This window comes from Streptomyces sp. NPDC007901, from assembly GCF_042959465.1.
Lineage (GTDB): Bacteria > Actinomycetota > Actinomycetes > Streptomycetales > Streptomycetaceae > Streptomyces.
The window spans coordinates 656,313-674,862 of the sequence record NZ_JBIBKW010000005.1 but is presented as its reverse complement, the minus strand read 5'-3'; the positions used below and the strand labels follow the sequence as shown (position 1 = coordinate 674,862).

The 18,550-nt window shown below is 72.8% G+C and carries 16 protein-coding genes; 3 read left to right on the top strand and 13 right to left on the bottom strand.

The window, feature by feature from the left end; genetic code table 11:
• The first annotated feature begins 327 nt into the window (after positions 1–327).
• Positions 328–1,143: a hypothetical protein gene (locus tag ACFZDK_RS20445; protein ID WP_390974223.1), complete on the top strand. Its 816-nt coding sequence runs from the start codon at positions 328–330 to the stop codon at positions 1,141–1,143.
• A gap of 53 nt (positions 1,144–1,196) precedes the next feature.
• Here the strand turns inward: ACFZDK_RS20445 and rfbC are convergent, their stop codons facing one another.
• The 5 genes from rfbC to ACFZDK_RS20420 form a co-directional block, all read right to left on the bottom strand.
• Positions 1,197–1,790 carry a dTDP-4-dehydrorhamnose 3,5-epimerase gene (rfbC, locus tag ACFZDK_RS20440; protein ID WP_355726320.1) on the bottom strand — a complete coding sequence of 198 codons (594 nt, stop codon included), beginning with the start codon at positions 1,788–1,790 and terminating at the stop codon, positions 1,197–1,199.
• Positions 1,791–1,794: 4 nt separating this feature from the next.
• On the bottom strand, positions 1,795–3,825 hold the full coding sequence (locus ACFZDK_RS20435; protein WP_390974222.1) for a glycosyltransferase: 2,031 nt from the start codon (positions 3,823–3,825) through the stop codon (positions 1,795–1,797).
• A gap of 122 nt (positions 3,826–3,947) precedes the next feature.
• The gene (locus ACFZDK_RS20430; protein ID WP_390974221.1) at positions 3,948–4,532 is read right to left on the bottom strand and encodes a hydrolase; all 585 of its coding nucleotides are present in this window, start codon (positions 4,530–4,532) and stop codon (positions 3,948–3,950) included.
• An 8-nt stretch (positions 4,533–4,540) separates the two neighbouring features.
• Positions 4,541–5,941 carry an MFS transporter gene (locus ACFZDK_RS20425; protein ID WP_390974219.1) on the bottom strand — a complete coding sequence of 467 codons (1,401 nt, stop codon included), beginning with the start codon at positions 5,939–5,941 and terminating at the stop codon, positions 4,541–4,543.
• The gene (locus ACFZDK_RS20420; RefSeq protein WP_390974217.1) at positions 5,938–6,375 is read right to left on the bottom strand and encodes a MarR family transcriptional regulator; all 438 of its coding nucleotides are present in this window, start codon (positions 6,373–6,375) and stop codon (positions 5,938–5,940) included. Before ACFZDK_RS20420 ends, ACFZDK_RS20425 begins: the two co-directional genes overlap by 4 nt.
• A 103-nt stretch (positions 6,376–6,478) precedes the next feature.
• On the opposite strand from ACFZDK_RS20420, the gene ACFZDK_RS20415 reads away from it, so the two are divergent.
• A complete protein-coding gene (locus ACFZDK_RS20415; RefSeq protein ID WP_390974262.1) occupies positions 6,479–6,979 on the top strand; it encodes a YfcE family phosphodiesterase in 501 nt (166 codons plus the stop codon).
• Between the two features lie 9 nt (positions 6,980–6,988).
• Here ACFZDK_RS20415 and ACFZDK_RS20410 read toward each other — a convergent pair whose 3' ends face one another.
• The 8 genes from ACFZDK_RS20410 to ACFZDK_RS20375 form a co-directional block, all read right to left on the bottom strand.
• A complete protein-coding gene (locus tag ACFZDK_RS20410; RefSeq protein ID WP_390974216.1) occupies positions 6,989–8,443 on the bottom strand; it encodes a hypothetical protein in 1,455 nt (484 codons plus the stop codon).
• Positions 8,444–8,564: 121 nt separating this feature from the next.
• The gene (locus ACFZDK_RS20405; protein WP_390974214.1) at positions 8,565–9,179 is read right to left on the bottom strand and encodes an SRPBCC domain-containing protein; all 615 of its coding nucleotides are present in this window, start codon (positions 9,177–9,179) and stop codon (positions 8,565–8,567) included.
• A gap of 15 nt (positions 9,180–9,194) precedes the next feature.
• On the bottom strand, positions 9,195–10,301 hold the full coding sequence (locus tag ACFZDK_RS20400; RefSeq protein ID WP_390974213.1) for an XdhC family protein: 1,107 nt from the start codon (positions 10,299–10,301) through the stop codon (positions 9,195–9,197).
• Complete coding sequence (locus tag ACFZDK_RS20395) at positions 10,294–11,454, bottom strand: VWA domain-containing protein (protein WP_390974211.1); 1,161 nt, start codon at positions 11,452–11,454, stop codon at positions 10,294–10,296. Before ACFZDK_RS20395 ends, ACFZDK_RS20400 begins: the two co-directional genes overlap by 8 nt.
• Before the next feature lie 6 nt (positions 11,455–11,460).
• Positions 11,461–12,336, bottom strand: a complete 876-nt coding sequence (locus ACFZDK_RS20390) for an AAA family ATPase (RefSeq protein WP_390974210.1) — start codon at positions 12,334–12,336, stop codon at positions 11,461–11,463.
• A gap of 15 nt (positions 12,337–12,351) precedes the next feature.
• Positions 12,352–13,206, bottom strand: coding sequence for an FAD binding domain-containing protein (locus tag ACFZDK_RS20385; RefSeq protein WP_390974208.1), 855 nt, complete (start codon positions 13,204–13,206; stop codon positions 12,352–12,354).
• Entirely contained in the window at positions 13,203–15,566 is a 2,364-nt protein-coding gene (locus ACFZDK_RS20380; RefSeq protein WP_390974206.1) for a molybdopterin cofactor-binding domain-containing protein, read from the bottom strand. The genes ACFZDK_RS20385 and ACFZDK_RS20380 overlap by 4 nt, the downstream gene beginning before the upstream one ends.
• The gene (locus tag ACFZDK_RS20375) at positions 15,563–16,045 is read right to left on the bottom strand and encodes a 2Fe-2S iron-sulfur cluster-binding protein (protein ID WP_390974205.1); all 483 of its coding nucleotides are present in this window, start codon (positions 16,043–16,045) and stop codon (positions 15,563–15,565) included. The genes ACFZDK_RS20380 and ACFZDK_RS20375 overlap by 4 nt, the downstream gene beginning before the upstream one ends.
• 283 nt (positions 16,046–16,328) lie before the next feature.
• Between ACFZDK_RS20375 and ACFZDK_RS20370 the strand changes: the two genes are divergently transcribed.
• On the top strand, positions 16,329–18,548 hold the full coding sequence (locus tag ACFZDK_RS20370; RefSeq protein WP_390974203.1) for a GTP-binding protein: 2,220 nt from the start codon (positions 16,329–16,331) through the stop codon (positions 18,546–18,548).
• Positions 18,549–18,550 lie beyond the last annotated feature (2 nt).

Sequence of the window (18,550 nt, the reverse complement as noted above, 5' to 3'; positions counted from 1 at the left end):
GCGCCGCGACCCGGTCCGCGTCCAGGTCGTACGCCTGCCCGCCCGCTTCCTCTCCGGCCAGGCCTCGGCCCTGGTCCGGTATCTCTCCGGCGGCGGGGGGCCCCCCCCCCCCCCCCCCCCCCCCCCCCCCCCCCCCCCCCGGGGGGGCCCCCCCCCCCCCCCCCCCCCCCCCCCCCCGGCCGCCCTGTGCCGTATCACCGGAATAACGGGAGCCCGTCCGACCTTTTTTCGGTTGTCTCTGTGTTCGCCCCTTGTGGATTGCCTGGCATCACTACCATGATGCTTTGAATGTCTTGTGAGCCGGGTGCGGAAAGGATTTGTCCCGCGATGTCGATCCGAGCGACCGTGAAGTCTGTATTGGGTGAGAAGAATGTGCGGGTCCTGCGACGGGTGAAGCGGCGCTTCTCCGGCCGGCCGCCGGTGAAGCCGCCCAAGCCGACCGGACTCGACGCGATCTCCGGTGACCTGAACAAACTCGCCCAGCACTTCAAGACGGACAAGTGGGGAATACACCGCTACACCCAGCACTACCAGCGCCACCTCGGGCACCTGAAGAACGAGTCGTTCAACCTGCTGGAAATCGGCATCGGCGGCTACAACAGGCCAGGCCAGGGCGGTGCCTCGCTGCGCATGTGGAAGCAGTTCTTCCCGAAGGCGCGGATTTTCGGAATGGACATCCAGGACAAGTCATTTGTCGACGAGGATCGCATCACGACGTTCATCGGTGACCAGTCCGACCCGACGTCACTGAACACCGTCGCGGACAAGATCGGTGATCTGGACGTCATCATCGACGACGGCAGTCACCGCAGTCCTCATGTGCTCACGACGTTCGCCACGCTCTTCCCCCGGCTCAAGGACGGTGGCATCTACATCGTCGAGGACACCCAGTCCTCCTACTGGCCCGAATGGCAGGGCAGCGAGGACCTCGAAGCCGCGCACACCAGTATGGGGATGCTCAAGCGGTTGGTGGACGGGCTGAATTACGAGGAATTCGTCACGGAGAACTATCAGCCGACGTACACCGACCTCAATATCGTCGGCATGCACTTCTACCACAATCTCGTGATCATCGAGAAGGGCAGGAATGCCGAGGGCACGAACAAGCGGAGCGCGCTGAAGCAGCGTTACGCGAAGTCCTGACACGCGTTCACCGAGGAGCCGAACCCGGGCCGGGTTCGGCTCCTCGGCCGTGGTCAGCCGCGCAGTCGCTCGTAGTACGCCACGCAGTCCGCGTACGTCGGCAGCAGGCCCGAAGCCGCGGCCTCCGCGAGGGACGGCGCCTCGGCGTCCTTCTCCGACAGCACCGGTGCGAGGCCCTCGGGCCACTCGATGCCCAGCTCGGGGTCGAGCGGGTTGATGCCGTGCTCGCGGCCCGGCGCGTATCCGGCCGAGCACAGGTACACCACGGTGGCGTCGTCGGTCAGCGCCATGAAGGCGTGGCCGAGGCCTTCCGAGAGGAACACGGCGTGCCGGTTGTCGTCGTCGAGCCGGACCGCCTCCCAGTTGCCGAAGGTGGGGGAGCCGACCCGGATGTCCACGATGACGTCCAGGACGGCACCGCGTACGCACTTGACGTACTTGGACTGGCTCGGCGGCACGTCGGCGAAGTGGATGCCGCGCAGCACGCCCCGCCGGGAGACCGAGCAGTTCGCCTGGGCGAGGTCGAGGTCGTAGCCGAGGGCCTCGCGGAACTCCCCGGCCCGGAACCACTCGTGGAAGCTGCCCCGGTCGTCGGGGAAGACCTTGGGCTCCTGGATCCAGGCGCCTTCGATGCTCAGCGGTCGCACGGTGTCACTTGCCTTCCTGTCGTGCGGTGGGTGCGGTCCTGCCCCGGCCCAGGGCTCTGGCCAGGGCCCGGCGCACCGGCAGCGGCAGCTTACGGGCCAGCCTGCGGGCGGCGCTCGGCTTCGGCTTCGGCGCCGGCTTGGGCGTGGCCGCCGCGGGCTTCTTCGGCGCCGGCTTGGCGACCTTCAGGCCCTCGGGGGAGTTGCGCACGACGAGCGGCAGCGTGAAGAAGCGCGGCTCGGCGGCGTCCGCGACCAGGCACAGGGCCGGCCGCCAGCCGCCCTGCTGCAGCGACCGCACCGGCAGCGGGGCGTCCAGCACGGCCCCGCCGCCCTCGGCGGGCGACAGCGTGGCCGGCACCTCCAGCACCTCGGCGGCGGGCTTCGGACCGGTCAGCCGGAGCGCCGCCTTGACGTCACCGGCGACATGGAACGGCAGCACCGCGCGCAGCCGGTCACCGGCGACCGTGAAGTCGGCGGGCTTGAACTCGCCGAAGCCGAGCCGCTTGCCGGCCATGTCGACGTCGAGGGCGAAGTTGTTCTTGACCGTCCAGTACGGCAGCACCCGCAGGCCGCCGACGACACCCGGGACCGGCATCGCGGGGAGCGGCTCCCCGGAGACCGGGAACAGCCGGTACTCGCGGGTCCAGCCGCCGATCGTCAGCCGGACGAACGCGTCATACAGCCCGGCCGGCAGCGGGGTGCCGCTGGCGGCGGTGGCCGGGTCCACGGTCGCCGTCGCCTTCACGACCAGGCGGACCCGGTCCGGCTCGCCCTCGACGGGAACGGTCTCGCGGGTGAACTCGATCGGCTGGAAGAACTGCGCGTGGGTCTCCCGCTCGCGCATCATCAGGTCGACGTTGGCCCGGTCGAAGCGGGCGGCGGTGCCGCGCTCCAGCCATGCGATGGCCTCGGCGACGGTCGCCGACGCGCCGTCGAACGGGACGGGCGTGGTGTCGGCCGGGTAGGTCTTGGGCGCGCCGGCGGCGCTGTACTCGGCGCTGAAGTCGATCTTCAGGGTGCCGCCGTCCCAGGCGACGCTCTCCAGCGCCGTCGAGGGGCCGATGGACGCCTCCCACTCGGCGACGGCGAGCACGTCCTCGTAGCGGCCGGCGCCGGCCAGCTCGGTGGCCACCCGATGGGCCGGTTCGAGCAGGGCGAACACGGACGGGCCCATGCGTTCGGCGATCACCTTGTGGATCTCGTCGAAGAGTTCCCTGCGGTAGTCGTCCGGCAGCTTGAGGAACCGGTTGCCGCGCAGCCGCTCGCCCATCTCGCTGCGCAGCCAGCGCCGGAACATCCGGTCGCGGGTGGGGCCGGGCTCGGTGTAGCGCTCGACGACGTCCAGGGCCTCGCGCAGATTGGCGAAGTAGCCGACCGGGTCGAAGCGCTGGAAGCCGGCGTTCGAGGCGTCGTCCCGCTTGATGTGGTAGTAGCACACGTAGTCGCCGAGCACCGAGATGTTCGACGCGCGCAGGTAGGCCTCGGCGACGAAGACGTGGTCCTCCAGCCGCCTGCGGCCCTCGGGGAAGCGCAGCCCGATGCGGTCCAGGAAGGACCGGCGCAGCATCTTGTGCGGGGTCAGGCTGTCCATCAGCGGGGCGTTGTCGACGGTGGCCCGCGGGTGGTTGCGGCGGAACAGTTCCACCGGCACCGGGCGGCCCTTGCCCGCCATCTTGCCGATGATCAGGTCGGCCTCGTTCGCGACGCCGTAGTCGTACATCCGCTCCAGGGCCTCGTCGCCCAGGAAGTCGTCGTTGTCGACGAACATCACGAACTCGCCCTGGGAGGCGGCGATGCCCACGTTGCGGGGCTTGCCGGACCAGCCGGACGGCTCCTGGTGGATGACGTGGATGTGCGGGTGCTCGGCCGCGAGCGCGTCCAGCCGGGCCGGGGTCTCGTCGCTGGAGCCGTCGTCCACGAAGATCACTTCGTACTCGTCGCGAGGCAGCGACTGCCGGAGCAGCGAGGCGATGCAGTCCTCGATATAGGGCCCCGGGTTGTAGACAGGGACGACAACACTGACTTTGACCGGCATCCGGCTTCCTAGCCCCCTGGATAAAGCCGCCGGTTTCCCTGGACGGCACGTGCGTGTGGCCGAATGCTAACCCGGTCGTGGCCCAGGACTCGCCTCGGCCCGGGCCAAGACCGGGTCATGAGTCAGCTGTGCGTCTTGGCCAGCAGCTCCAGCACCTCCGCCGTGGTACCGGACTCGCCGAGGCGCGGGAAGATCCGTTCCACGGAGCCGCGGTGCGCGTCGGGGTCGGCGTCGGCCATCGCGTCCGTGGCGAGCGTCACGTGGTAGCCGTGCGCGTAGCCGTCCCGGGCGGTGGACTCCACGCCGATGCTGGTGGCGATGCCGGTCAGCACGATCTGGGTGATGCCCCGGCGGCGCAGCTGGACGTCCAGGTCGGTGCCGTGGAAGGCGCTCCAGTTGTGCTTGGTGACACGGATGTCGCCGTCGTGGCCGGACAGTTCGTCGACGACGGTGTCCCAGCCCTCCGGGAAGGCGAGGCCGCGCGCCTGGCGCTCGGTGCGGCCCGGGACGGCGTCGGCGAAGTCGGCGGCGAAGGAGACCCGGACCAGGACCACGGGCAGGCCCTTGGCGCGGAAGGCGTCGGCGAGCTCGGCCGTGCGGGCCACCACCTCGGCGCCGGAGTACGGCTGGGTGGGCATGCCCACGATGCCCTGCTGGAGGTCGATGACGACGAGCGCGGTGCGGGGGTCGAGGGTGCTCAGAGACATGGGGTGGATCAGGCCTTTCGGGGGGTGGGTGTGAGCCGGGCCAGGGACCGGTCCGGCAGCGTGATCGCCAGCAGCAGTGCCGAGCCGGCGAGCATGAACAGGGCCAGGCCGTGCAGCCCGCCCGTGTCGGCGCGGTGCGGGAAGAACGCCGCGGTCGCGGCGGAGGCTCCCAGCGCGCCGAGGTACATGAAGGTCCGCAGCAGCCCGGCCGCGGAGCCGATCCGCTCCGGGTCGGCCTGCCGGTACAGCGCGGTCTGCGCGGCGAGCCCGAGCAGCCCCTGCGGGACGCCGAGCAGCGCGCCGACCGCGAGGAGCGCCCAGACCGGGCTGTCGCCGTCGACCAGCAGCAGCGCCGCGCAGCCCGCGATCTGCAGCAGCGAGCCGACCAGCAGCTTGCCGCGGACGGCCTCCCGGCGGCCGGTGACCGTGGCGGTGACGAGCGCGGCGGCCGACAGCGGCAGCAGGACGAGTCCGGCGGCGGAGGCGCTGAGCCCGCGGCCCTGCTCCAGCCACTGCGTGTAGCCGTACAGGAAGGCGTACGAGGTGGTGTACGCGAGGAGTTGGCGCACATAGGTGACGACGAGCGGGACGTTGCCGCCGAGAACCCGCAGGTCGACGAACGGGTCGGGCACCCGCAGCTCGCGGGCCGCGAAGACGGCGGCCGCCACGAGGGTCAGCGCCGGCAGGTACCAGCGGTCGGGCCGCGGGCCCATCAGGAACAGCATCAGCGAGATCAGCAGGACGGCGAACAGGGCCATGCCGGGCAGGTCCATGCGCTGCCCCCGCTCGGGCGCCCCGGACCTCGGCAGCCACTTGACGCCGAGGACCAGACAGGCCGCGGAGAGCGGCACGTTGACGGTGAACACCATGTGCCAGCCGCCGGCGCCGATCAGCACCCCGCCCAGCGTCGGACCGACCACGGCCACGGTCTGCGCGGACACGGCGAGCGCGGTCAGCACCCCGGCCGGGCTGTCCTGCCCGGTGCGCTCGGCCTCGCTCCGGGTCAGCCGCATCGCCGCCGGATACGCCGCCGACGTGCCGAAGCCGAGCAGCACCCGCGCCGCGATCAGCACGCCCAGCGTGGGGGCCAGCGCGCCCAGCACTCCGGCGACGCCCACCAGCCCAGTCCCGACGAGGTAGAGGCGGCGCGGTCCGTACATGTCCACGAGCCGCCCGATCACCGGCTGCCTCACGGCGGTCGCCAGGTAGAGCGCGGTGACCAGCCACACCGTCTCGGCGGGCGGCGCCCCGAAGGCGATCCCGATCGGGACCAGGGCCACCGCGATCATCGAGGAGTTGATCGGGTTCAGTACGGAACCCAGCACCATCGGCGCGATCAGTCGCCGGTCGAAGCCGGCGGGGGACGGGCGGGTGCCCTTGCGGGTGGCCGCGGCCGACCGGGGTATCACGGCCGCGACAGCCGTTCGAGCAGCTCGATGGCGGTGAGCAGGGTCCGCCGCTCGTCCTCGGTGTACCGCTCCTGGAAGGCGCGGGCCAGCCACTCGTCGCGCGCCTGCCGGTTGCCTTCGACCCGGGCCTGGCCGGACTCGGTCAGGGTGACCAGCTGACGGCGGCCGTCGGTCGGGTCGGGGCTGCGGCGGATCAGTCCCTGCTGGTCGAGCGCGGCCAGCGTGGCCGCCATCGACTGCGGCCGCACCCCCTCCGCGGAGGCCAGCGCACTGGCCGTGGCCGCGCCGTGCTTCGACACCAGGGTGAGCGCCGACTCCTGCGACGGGGTGAGGTCCGCGTCCTGGGCGACCTCCCGGATACGGCGGCGCAGCCTGCTGAACATCACGCGCAGATCGCGCGCCGCGCGGGTCGCGGAATCGGTGATCTCTGCCATGCGGCCCACCCTAGGACCGACAGTCGAAACTGTCCAGCTGAAACTGTTAAGTCTGGACTGAAGATCTACGGGCGGGGTCATTGGCTACGCTGGCCGGGTGCGCCTGCGTCTGCTCCTGACCTCCGACACGCACCTCCCGCTGCGCGCCAAGCGGCTCCCGGACCAGCTGCTGGCCGAACTCCCGCGCGCCGACGTCGTGTTCCACGCCGGTGACTGGGTCGACGAGGCCACCCTCGACCTGCTGGAGCGGCACAGCCGCCGGCTGATCGGCGTGTACGGCAACAACGACGGCCCCGGCCTGCGCGCCCGGCTGCCCGAGGTGGCCTACGCCGACCTGGGCGGCCTGCGGTTCGGGACGATCCACGAGACCGGTCCCGCCCAGGGCCGCGAGACCCGCTGCGCCGCCCGCTTCCCCGACCTGGACGTCCTGGTCTTCGGGCACAGCCACATCCCCTGGGACAGCACGGCACCGGGCGGACTGCGGCTGCTCAACCCCGGCTCGCCCACCGACCGGCGCCGCCAGCCGCACTGCACCTACCTCACCGCGACCGTCGCCGACGGCGCGCTGACGGACGTCACCCTGCACCGGCTGCCGCCGCGCTGAGGTGACTCGTCAGGGGGCGATCCCGGCCCCGGCGATCCTGCTCCACCGCTTCTCCTGCGCCGCCGTCATGGCGGGCCAGTGCAGCCCGCCCGGCCGCGGGCGGACCCGGGAGGCGTAGGCGGCGGGGCGGAAGGCCGGGTCGTAGAAACAGCCCGTGGCGTAGATCCGGTCGAACGCGGCGCAGGAGTCCGCGACCGCCTGGGGCGTCGGCCTCCTGCCCGTGCGCACCCAACCGTCCAGTGCCGCGATCGAGTCGGCGTACTCCGCGTCGCTCAGCGCACTGTGCTCGGACTCGTGGGTGAACGTCTGCACGAGGTGGCGGTCCCGGTGGGCGCCGCGCAGGGTGGCCCGGTAGGCCGCCTCGTGCTCCACGAACGCCGTCGGATCGTCGATGGCGTGCAGCGTGAGCACCGGGATCGACACCCTGCCGGTGAGATCGCTGTCGTAGGACAGGTCGCGTACCGCGGTCGGATCGGCGGCGAACCGCTCGACCCCGGCGTTGAGCGCCTGGTCGTCGTGCGACCCCGAGTACCGCACGCCCCGGTTCGAGAACGGATTACGGCCGCCGAGCCGGTCGTGCACGATGTCCCGGAACGTGAAGACCGCGAACCGCAGATGCGACTCCAGGGTGCGCTCGGGGACACCGGTGACCGCGAGGATGTCGTCGAGGTTGCGCTGCTGGAGGGCGGTGCGCTCCTGCGGGGCCGAGGCGTAGCCCGTGCACTCCTGGAGCCGGGCGCGCAGTCCGGCCGTCGTCAGCGTCGAGTCCGCGCGCAGCCCCTGCCACAGCGGGTACGGGGGTTCGGTCGGCCGGGGCAGGTTGCGGCAGTAGTACTGGTAGACGACGCGGAGGTCGACGCGGTAGTCGTACCCCCGGGACCCGCCGCCGAGGACACCGCTGGTGAGCAGCGCACCGTCGTACGGTCCGCCTCGCCCGCCGTACACCTCGACCACCTTGGCGGCGACATCCCCGCCCCAGGACTGACCGTGCACATAAGTGCGTTGCGGCCTCCCGAAGTTCTCGACGAACAGCCGGCGCACGTTCTCGGTGTCCTCGGCGGCCATGCGGGTGCCGTAGCCGCCCCTGCGGTAGGACGAGCCCGCCCAGGCGTACCCCTCCTTCACCATCACCGACCAGCGGGCCAGGTCGTCGGTACTGCGCGCCGGGTCCGAGCCGGTGCCGAGGTCGGGGCCGCCGTGCGCGTGCACGACCAGGGAGCCGTTCCAGTGCCCGGGGACGGCGATGGCGTAGGCGGCGCCGTGGGCGTCCCGGCCGGTGTAACAGGTGGCCCTGCCGTCGAGTTCCGCCGGGCAGGAGAAGGCGGTCGGCGGCGGTGTCCCGGCCTGTGCGGGCGGGGCGCCGACGAAGGCGGTGGTGAGGGCCGCCGCCACGGAGGCGAGCAGTCCGGTGCGTCGGCGGCGGCCGGTCCGGCGGACCCGTACGGGGGTTCTCGACCTGTTCAAGGCGCGGCTCCCTGTCGTCGTCGGCGCTTCTTCGCGCCGTCCGCGGCGATGCTAGGGAGCGGTCCGGGACCGGAACCACGGTCCGGGCGTTGTGTTCATAGTGTTCGACGGGCGGAACAGATCATCGCCGCCTGGCGTGTTGCCGCCGACGCCGGCGCAGTCGTGCCCCCGCCACCGTGAGCACGGCGAGTACGGCGGCCACCGCCGCGGCCCGCTTGGCCACCGGCACCCCGGCCGTACGCAGCAGGTCGAGTGGCTGTGGTGCCTCGTCGTCCTCGTCCATGTGCTGTGGGCGATCGGTCAGGCGTTCCGCGAGGCAGGTCGCGAACTGGCCCACCAGGCGGTCGCCGACCTCCGCCAGGACGCCGCGGCCGAACTGGGCCGGACGGCCGGTCACCGTGAGGTCGGTGCGGACGGAGACCGCCGTGGCGCCGTCGCGTTCGGTGAGGGTGGCGGTGACCGTCGCCCGGGCCGTGCCCTGGCCGCGGGTCTCCCGGCCGCTGGCCAGCAGCACCATCCGGTGGGCGGACGCGTCCTGTTCCTCGAAGACCGCGGTGCCCCGGTAGGCCACGGTGACCGGGCCGACCTTGACCTTGACCGAGCCGGTCACGGTCTTGCCGTCGTAGTCCTCCACGACCGCGCCCGGCAGACAGGGCGCGACCCGTTCGATGTCGAGGAGGGCGCGCCAGGCCTCGTCGGCCGGGACCGGGACGGTGAACTCGTGGTGCAGCTCCATGACTTCCTCCTCGGCTCAGGGTGCGACCGGATGGTGGATGGCCCCCGCGGTCGTGGTCAGGGGGGCGCCGCTGCCGCCCCAGCGCAGCGCGACGATCTCGGCGGCGACGGACACGGCGACCTCCTCGGGGGTACGGGCGCCGAGGTCCAGGCCGAGCGGTGAGCGCAGGCGGTCCAGTTCGGCCCTGGTGAGCCCCGCCTCGGCCAGCCGGGCCCGCCGTTCGTCGTGGGTACGGCGGCTGCCCATCGCCCCGATGTAGGCGGCGGGCCGGCGCAGCGCCTCCTCCAGCAGCGGGACGTCGAACTTCGGGTCGTGGGTGAGGACGCAGATGACGGTGCGGTCGTCGGTGTCCGTGCCGCCGAGGTAGCGGTGCGGCCAGTCGACGACGACCTCGACGCCCGCCGGGAAGCGCTTCGGGGTGGCGAAGACCGGGCGGGCGTCGCACACGGTGACCCGGTAGCCGAGGAAGTCACCGATCCGGGCCACCGCCGCCGCGTAGTCGATCGCGCCGAACACCAGCATGCGGGGCGGCGGCGCGAACGACTGGAGGAAGACGGTGACCGCGTCCTCGCGGCGCTCCCCGCGCGGGCCGTAGTGCCGCAACACCGAGGCGCCGAGCGCGAGTTCGCCGCGCGCGTCCGCGGTGACGGCGATGTCGAGGCCGTCGGTGCCGAGCGTGCTCGCCGTCCGGTCCGGCCAGACGGCCAGGGTGGCGCCGCGCGGCGCGGGCCCGTCCACCACCGTGGCCACGGTCACCGGTTCGCCGCCGGCGACCGACGCGGCGACCGCGCCGAACGCCGGGTCGGACGCGGCGGTCACCGGACGGACCAGCAGGGTGATCTCGCCGCCGCAGGTCAGCCCCACCGCGAAGGCGTCCTCGTCGCTGTAGCCGAAGGTCTCCAGGCGGGGTTCGCCGCTCGCCACGACCTCCTGCGCCAGTTCGAAGACTGCGCCCTCGACACAGCCCCCGGAGACACTGCCCAGGACCTCGTCGTCCGGGCCCACCGCCATGGCGGCACCGGGCCCGCGCGGCGCGCTGCGGCTGACCGCGACCACCGTGGCCAGACCGAAGGGGATCCCGGCCGCGTGCCAGCCGGCCAGCACCGGCAGAATCTCACGCACGCTCGGCTCCTCTCTCCGCGGACGCCCCGCGCACCACCGCCGCGAGCCGCTCCAGTGCCGCCAGGCTGTGCCCCTCGACGAAGGCGTCGACGCTGGGCAGCGCCGCCGCCATCCCGGCCGCCAGCGGCGCGTAACCGGGCCGCGCCTTGCGCGGGTTCGCCCACACCACCTGGTGCGCCAGGCCGTGCAGCCGGCGCATCTGGCGTCCGAGCAGCTCCGGGTCGCCGCGCTCCCACCCGTCCGAGAGCAGCACGACGATCGCGCCGCGCGCCATGCCGCGCTGTCCCCACCGGTTCAGGAACTCGCGCAGCAGCTCGCCGAGCCGGGTGCCGCCGCGCCAGTCGGGCACCGCGGCCGCGACGGACTCCATCGCCAGATCGGGGTCCCGGTGCGACAGTTCGCGGGTCACCCGGGTGAGCCGGGTGCCGATGGTGAACACCTCCGTGCGGCCCGCGCGCACCGCCGCGTGCGCGAACCGCAGCAGCGCGTCGGCGTACGGCGCCATCGAGCCGCTCACATCGACGAGCAGCACCACCCGGCGCGGCCGGGCCACCCGCGCGTGCCGCCGCAGCAGGGCCGGTTCCCCACCGCGCCGCAGCAACTCCCGTACCGTACGGCGCGGATCGACGTCCCCGCGCCGGGCGGGCCGCCGCCGGGCCGACCGCCGGGTCTGCCCCACCAGCGCGAACGCGGCGAGCAGACGGCGCAGTTGGGCCCGTTCGGCGGCGTCGAGCTCGGTGACGTCGCGGTGCCGGAGCACCTCGGCGGAACTGGCGAGGGTGGGCGTGGGCGGAGCGGACGGCTCGCTCTCGCCAGGGGGACGGGGCGCCGCTGTCGTCTCCCTGGCGACGAGCCGTAGCCGGGGCGGGGGAGGGGTGCGCACGGGCGGCGGGGGAGGGGTCCCGGTCCGGCCGAAGTACGCGGCGAACACCCGGTCGTAGCGGTCCAGGTCGTCGTGGCCGCCGCACAGCGTCGCCCGCCCCGCCCAGTAGACGTCCGCACGCAGGCCCGGCCGCAGGGCGGCCACGGCGCGCAGGAACGCGTATCCGCGTTCGGCGCTCGCGTCCACGCCCGCGGCCCGCAACGCCCGTACGAAACCGAGCAGTACGGCATCCGCCGACACCCCGGCCGCCACCGGTACCGCCGCGTCCATGCCCGGTCACCCGCCCCGGGCCGACAGGATCGCCGCGAGATCGAGCCCCCGGGCCCGGTCCGCGTCCTCCCGGTACTTGAGCACCGACCCCAGGGTGGCCACGGCCAGCTCCGTGTCCACCTCGCTCGCGCCCAGCGCGTCCAGGGCCTCCGCCCAGTCGATCGTCTCCGCCACGCCCGGCGGCTTGAGCAGGTCCGCGCCGCGCAGCGCCTGCACCAGCGCGGTCACCTGTTCCGCCAGCCGCGCCGACACCTTCGGCAACCGGGTGCGCACGATGGCCAGTTCACGGGCGAAGGAGGGATGGTCGAACCAGTGGTAGAGGCAGCGCCGCTTCAGGGCGTCGTGCACCTCGCGGGTCCGGTTCGAGGTGAGCACGACCACCGGCGGCACCTCCGCCCGCAGCGTGCCCAGTTCGGGGATCGTGACCGAGTACTCGGAGAGCAGCTCCAGCAGGAACGCCTCGAACTCGTCGTCCGCGCGGTCGATCTCGTCGACCAGCAGGACCGCGGGATGCTGCTGCAGGGCCAGCAGCAGGGGGCGGGCGATCAGGAAACGGCGGTCGTACAGCTCGCTCTCCAGACGGTCCGCGTCCGTGACCCCGGCCGCCTCGGCGGCCCGCAGATGCAGCAGCTGGCGCGGGAAGTCCCAGTCGTACAGGGCCTGGGAGGCGTCGATGCCCTCATGGCACTGGAGCCGGATCAGCGGCGCGCCGAGCGCCTCGGCCAGGGCGGAGGCGAGCGCGGTCTTGCCCACGCCCGCGTCGCCCTCGCAGAACAGCGGCCGGTGCAGTCTCAGGGCCAGGAAGCAGGTGACGGCCAGCCCTTCGTCGACGAGATACCCCGTCTGCTCCAGGCGGGCCCGCACCTGCTCCGGGTCGTCCATGCTGGTGATCGGCGCTCACCCCATTCCGGCGGCCGTCAGCACCGCCCGCCGGGTCAGCACCCGCGCGAGGTGCTCCCGGTACTCGGGCGAGCCCGACAGGTCCTGGGACGGCCGGGTGCCCTCGGCCGCCGCCTCGGCGGCCCGGGCCACCGCCCCGGGTCCGTCGGCACCGGCGAGCGCCTCCTCGGCGGCCGTGGCCCGCAGCGGGGTCGACCCCATGTTGGTGAGCCCGATCCGCGCCTCGGCGACATGCCCGTCGTCGCGCCGCACCAGCGCCGCCACGCCGACGATCGCCCAGGCCTGCGCGACCCGCTGGAACTTCTCGTAGTGGAAGCCCCAGCCGTCCCTCTTCGGCACCCGCACCTCCACCAGCAGTTCGTCGGGGGCGAGCGCGGTGGTGAGGTAGTCGAGGAAGAAGTCGCGGGCCGGGATCGTGCGCCGGCCGCCCGGTCCGGCGGCGACCAGCTCGGCGTCCAGGGCCAGCGCCACGGCGGGCAGGTCCCCGGCCGGGTCGGCGTGCGCGAGCGAGCCGCCGAGGGTGCCCCGGTGCCGTACCGCGGGGTCGGCGACCGTGGCCGTCGCCGCGGCCAGCAGACCGGCGTGGCGGCGGACCAGCGGATCGCGGACGACGTCGTGATGCGTGGTCAGCGCGCCGATGACGAGCGCGTCGCCGTCCTCGCGGATCCCGCGCAGCTCGGGGATCCGCCCGACGTCCACGACCAGCTCCGGGAAGGCGAGCCGCAGCCGCAGCAACGGCAGCAGGCTCTGCCCGCCGGCCAGCACCTTCGCCTCCTCGCCCGCGTCGGCGAGCACGCGCACCGTCTCGTCGACGCTCGCCGGACGGGCGTACTCGAATGCCGGGGGAATCATGCCGACGCCTCCTTCACCGCGCGCCACACCCGCTCCGGGGTGCAGGGCATCCGCACATCCGTCACGCCCAGCGGACGCAGCGCGTCCACCACGGCGTTGACCACGGCCGGCGTCGACGCGATCGTCCCGGCCTCGCCGACCCCCTTGACGCCCAGGGCGTTCGAGGACGCCGGGGTCTCCGTCCGGTCGGTCACGAAGTCCGGCAGATCCGGCGCCGACGGCACCAGATAGTCGGCCATGGTCCCGGAGACGAGGTTGCCCTCGTCGTCGTACACGGCCTCCTCGTACAGCGCCTGCGCGATGCCCTGCGCAAGGCCGCCGTGCACCTGGCCCTCCACGATCATCGGGTTGACGACATGACCGACGTCGTCGACGCAGACGTACGACCGGATCCGGGTCCGCCCGGTCTCCATGTCCACCTCGACCGCGCACAGGTGGGTGCCGTGCGGGTAGGAGAAGTTCTCCGGGTCGACCACGGTCTCGGCGTTGATGGACGGCTCGACGCCGTCCGGCAGGTCGTGGTTGGTGAACGTCTCGAAGGCGATCTCCTGGATGGTCTTGCGGGCCTCCGGAGAGCCCTTCACGGAGAACACGCCGCCGGTGAACTCCAGGTCCTGCTCGCTCGCCTCCAGCAGATGCGCGGCGACCTTGCGGGCCTTGGCGACCACCTTCGTCGCCGCCCGGTGCACGGCCTCGCCGCCGACCGCCAGCGACCGCGATCCGTAGGTGTCCATGCCCTGCGGGGCGGCCAACGTGTCGCCGTGCACCACCTCGACGTCGTCGAACGGCACCCCGAGCACGTCGGCCGCGATCTGGCTCCAGCAGGTCACATGCCCCTGCCCGTGCGGACTGGTGCCGGTGACCACCTCGACCTTGCCGGTGGGCAGCATGCGGATGCTCGCCGCCTCCCAGCCGCCGGCCGCGTACCGCAGGTCCCGCAGGACCCGGCTCGGGGCCAGCCCGCACATCTCCGTGAACGTGGACACGCCGATGCCGAGGCGTACGGTGTCGCCGCGTTCGTTGCGCTTGTGCTGCTCGGCGCGCAGGTCGTCGTACCCGAACAGGGCGAGGGCCTTGTCGGTGGCCGCCTCGTAGTTGCCGCTGTCGTAGGTCAGCCCCGCGATGGTGGTGTACGGGAACTCCTCGTGCCGGATCCAGTTCCGGCGCCGCAACTCCACGGGGTCCAGGCCGAGTTCGGCGGCGAGTTCGTCCATGATCCGCTCGATGGCGAAGGTCGCCTCCGGGCGTCCGGCGCCGCGGTAGGCGTCGGTGGGCGTGCGGGTGGTGAAGACGCCGGTGCAGGTGAAGTCGTAGGCGTCCATCTTGTAGATCGCCGGGTACATGAAGGCGCCGAGGATCGGGATGCCCGGGGTGACGAGCATCAGGTAGGCGCCCATGTCGGCGAGCAGGTCCACCTTCAGGCCGAGCAGCCTCCCCTCGCGGGTGGCGGCGATCTCGATGTCCTGGATCATGCCGCGGCCGTGGTGGGTGGCGAGGTAGCCCTCGGAGCGGGACTCGGTCCACTTCACCGGGCGGCCGAGTTTGCGGGCGACCGCCAGGGCCAGGGCCTCCTCGCCGTAGACCTGGAGCTTGGAGCCGAAGCCGCCGCCCACGTCCGGGGCGATCACGCGGAGTTTCTGCTCGGGGATCCCGGTGACCGTGGCCAGCATGATCCGCAGGATGTGCGGGATCTGGGTCGCCGAGTAGACCGTGTACTCACCGGAGGCGGCGATCGGCGTGACCACGACCGCGCGCGGCTCCATGGCGTTGGGGATCAGCCGCTGCTGGTGGTAGCGGCGCTTGAGGGTCACGTCGGCGCGCTGCCGTACCGAGTCGAAGCTCTCGCCGGTGGCGAGCGGCCAGGTGTAGCAGCGGTTGGTGCCCTTGTCCGAGTGGACCAGCGGGGCGTCGTCGGCGAGCGCGGCCTCCAGGTCGAGGACCGGGGGCAGCGGGTCGTAGTCGACCTCGACCGCCTCCAGCGCGTCGGCGGCCGCGTACCGGTCGCGGGCCACGACGACGGCCACCGGGTCGCCGGCGTGGCGGACCTCGTCGACGGCGATCGGCGGGTGGTCCGGCAGCACGATGTCCTCGGTCACCGGCCAGGCGCAGGGCAGGGAGCCAAGGCCCTCTGCGAGGTCGGCGCCGCTGAACGCGGCGACGACACCGGGGCGTTCAAGGGCGGGGGAGACGTCGACGCGGGTGACGCGGGCGTGCGCCATCGGGCTGCGCAGCACGGCCAGGTGGAGCAGTCCGGCGACCTGGATGTTGTCGGTCCAGTTGGTCTGGCCGGTGATCAGCCGGGCGTCCTCCTTGCGCAGCCGGGCGCGCCCGACCTCGTGTTCGACGGCCTGATCGGTCATGCCGTGGCCTCCTCGGGTACGGACTGCCCGGAGGCGGCGAGCACCGCGCGGACGATGTTCTGGTAGCCGGTGCACCGGCACAGGTTGCCCTCCAGTGCCTCCCGGACCTCGTCCGAGGAGGGGTGCGGGTTCTCGCGCAGCAGATCCCGGGCCGCCATGATCATCCCCGGGGTGCAGTAACCGCACTGCAGACCGTGCCGCTCGTGGAAGGCGTGCTGCAGCGCCGTCCACTCGCCGTCCCTGGCCAGCCCCTGGACCGTGGTGACCGTGCCGCCGTCCGCCTGGACGGCGAGGACCGAGCAGCTCTTGACGGTCTCCCCGTCCAGGTCGACTGTGCACGCGCCGCAGTTCGAGGTGTCGCAGCCGATCGGGGTGCCGGTCAGGCCGAGGCGGTCGCGCAGGTAGTGGGCCAGCAGCAGACGGGGTTCGACCTCGTCCTCGTAGGGCGTGCCGTCCACGTTCAGCTTGATGTGGGTCATGTGCCCTCCAGGCCGTGCGGGCAGGAGTGAGGGAAACGACAGGAAACGCAGCAAAGGCGTCACGGTGGCGTGATGTAGGTCACTCTATGGCCGGGCCCTGGAGGCGGCGAGTGCTGCGGCAGGGGTTTCGTTGAGCATTAATCCATTGCTGTCGAGCGGGCGGTCCTGCTGCACTGCTCCCGACCCGACGTCACCGAGAGAGGATCACCGATGCGCGCTGCGTGCATGTCCACCCAGGAAGGCCAGGAAGGAATCCCACCCATGCCGAAGGACATCACGCTCAGTGCACCTGCTCAATCTCGGAATTCTCGCGCATGTCGACGCAGGTAAGACCAGCCTGACCGAACGGCTGCTGTACACGGCCGGGGTCATCGACGAGCTCGGCAGCGTCGACGACGGAAACACCAGTACCGACACCCTCGCCCTGGAGCGGCAGCGCGGCATCACCATCAAGTCCGCCGTGGTGTCCTTCCCGCTCGACGGGGTGACCGTCAACCTCATCGACACCCCGGGACACCCGGACTTCATCGCCGAGGTGGAACGCGTCCTCGGTGTGCTGGACGGCGCGGTGCTCGTCGTCTCGGCCGTGGAGGGCGTCCAGGCGCAGACCCGGGTGCTGATGCGGACCCTGCGGCGGCTGCGCATCCCCACGCTGATCTTCGTCAACAAGATCGACCGGCGGGGTGCCCGCGACGGGGCCGTCCTCGACGGGCTGGCCCGCAGGCTCGCCGTCCCGCTCGTCCCGATGGGGCGGCCCGCCGCGCTCGGCACGCGCGCCGCCCGCTTCGTACCCGGCCTCGGCCCGGCCGCGCTGGACGCGCTCGCCGACCACGACGACGACCTGCTCGTCGCCTACCTGGACGGCGGGGTCCCCGACGCGCGGCTGCGCGCCGCCCTCGCCGACCAGACCCGGCGGGCCCTGGTCCATCCGGTGTACTTCGGCTCCGCCGTCACGGGCGCCGGGGTGCCCGAGCTGATCGCGGGCGTCGAACGGCTGCTGCCCGTGGCCGACGGCGATCCGGCGGGACCGCTGTCGGCCACCGTCTTCAAGGTGGAACGGGGCCCGGCGGGGGAGAAGATCGCCTACGCGCGGATCCACGCGGGCACGCTGCGGGTACGTGAGCGGATCCCGTTCGGGGGCGACCGCGCGGAAGACGGCGGCGGTGGGGCCGACGGGGGTGTCCCGGGGGCCGCGACCGGCTGGGACGACCGGATCGCCGAGGCGCATGACGAAGGCGAGAAGCATCGGGTCGTGGGTCGGCGCGGGTCGGGCCGGGCCGAAGCCGTCCGCGAGCGGCGCCCTGTCGAAGCCGTCCGTGCGGGGGAGGACGACGGAGTCCGTGGCGACGGGCAAGCGGGTCGTCGCAGTGCCGACGGGCGGGTCGCCGGCGGCCCGGTGGAGGGCCGGGTCACCGGGCTCGCCGTGTTCGACCGGGGTGGCGAGCTCCGGCAGGACGCTGCCGGGGCCGGGCGGATCGTCAAGGTGTGGGGGCTCGGCGGAGTCCGGATCGGTGACGCGCTCGGCCTGCCCGGGCGCGTGTACGAGCACCACTTCGCGCCCCCGACCCTGGAGACCGTCGTCGTCCCCGGGCCCGGCACCGACCGGCGCTCCCTGCACGTCGCCCTCACCCAACTCGCCGAGCAGGACCCGCTGATCGACGTCCGGCACGACGAGGTACGGCAGGAGACCTCCGTCTCCCTCTACGGCGAGGTGCAGAAGGAGGTCGTCCAGGCGACCCTCGCCGAGGAGTACGGCCTCGACGTCGGTTTCCGGGAGACCACGACCATCTGCGTCGAACGGGTCACCGGCACCGGGGCGGCCGTCGAGTTCAACAAGAAGGACGGCAACCCCTTCCTGGCGACGGTGGGCCTGCGGGTGGAGCCGGCCCCGCCCGGCACGGGCGTCGGCTTCCGGCTGGAGGTGGAGCTGGGCTCGATGCCGTACGCCTTCTTCAAGGCCGTCGAGGACACCGTGCGCGAGACCCTCGGCCAGGGGCTGCACGGCTGGCGGATCCCGGACTGCACGGTGACCATGACCCACTCCGGCTACTCGCCCCGGCAGAGCCATGCGCACCAGGGCTTCGACAAGAGCATGTCGAGCACCGGACACGACTTCCGGGGGCTGACCCCGCTCGTGCTGACCGAGGCGCTGCGCCGGGCCGGCACCCGGGTGCACGAGCCGATGCACCGCTTCCGGCTGGAGGCCCCGGCGGACACGCTGGGCGCGCTGCTGCCGGTGCTCACCCGGCTCGGCGCACTGCCCCGGGACACCAGGACGGAGGGGCAGCTCGGCGTTCTGGAGGGCGCGGTACCGGCCGCCCGGGTGCACCGGCTGGAGCAGCTGCTGCCGGGGCTGACCCGGGGTGAGGGCGAGCTGGAGAGCGCCTTCGACCACTACGCGCCCCTGGCGCGCGGCACGGTCCCCGAACGCGCGCGCACCGACCACAACCCGCTCAACCGCCGGGAGTACCTGTTGAACGTGACCGGTCGAGTGGGCGGCTGAGC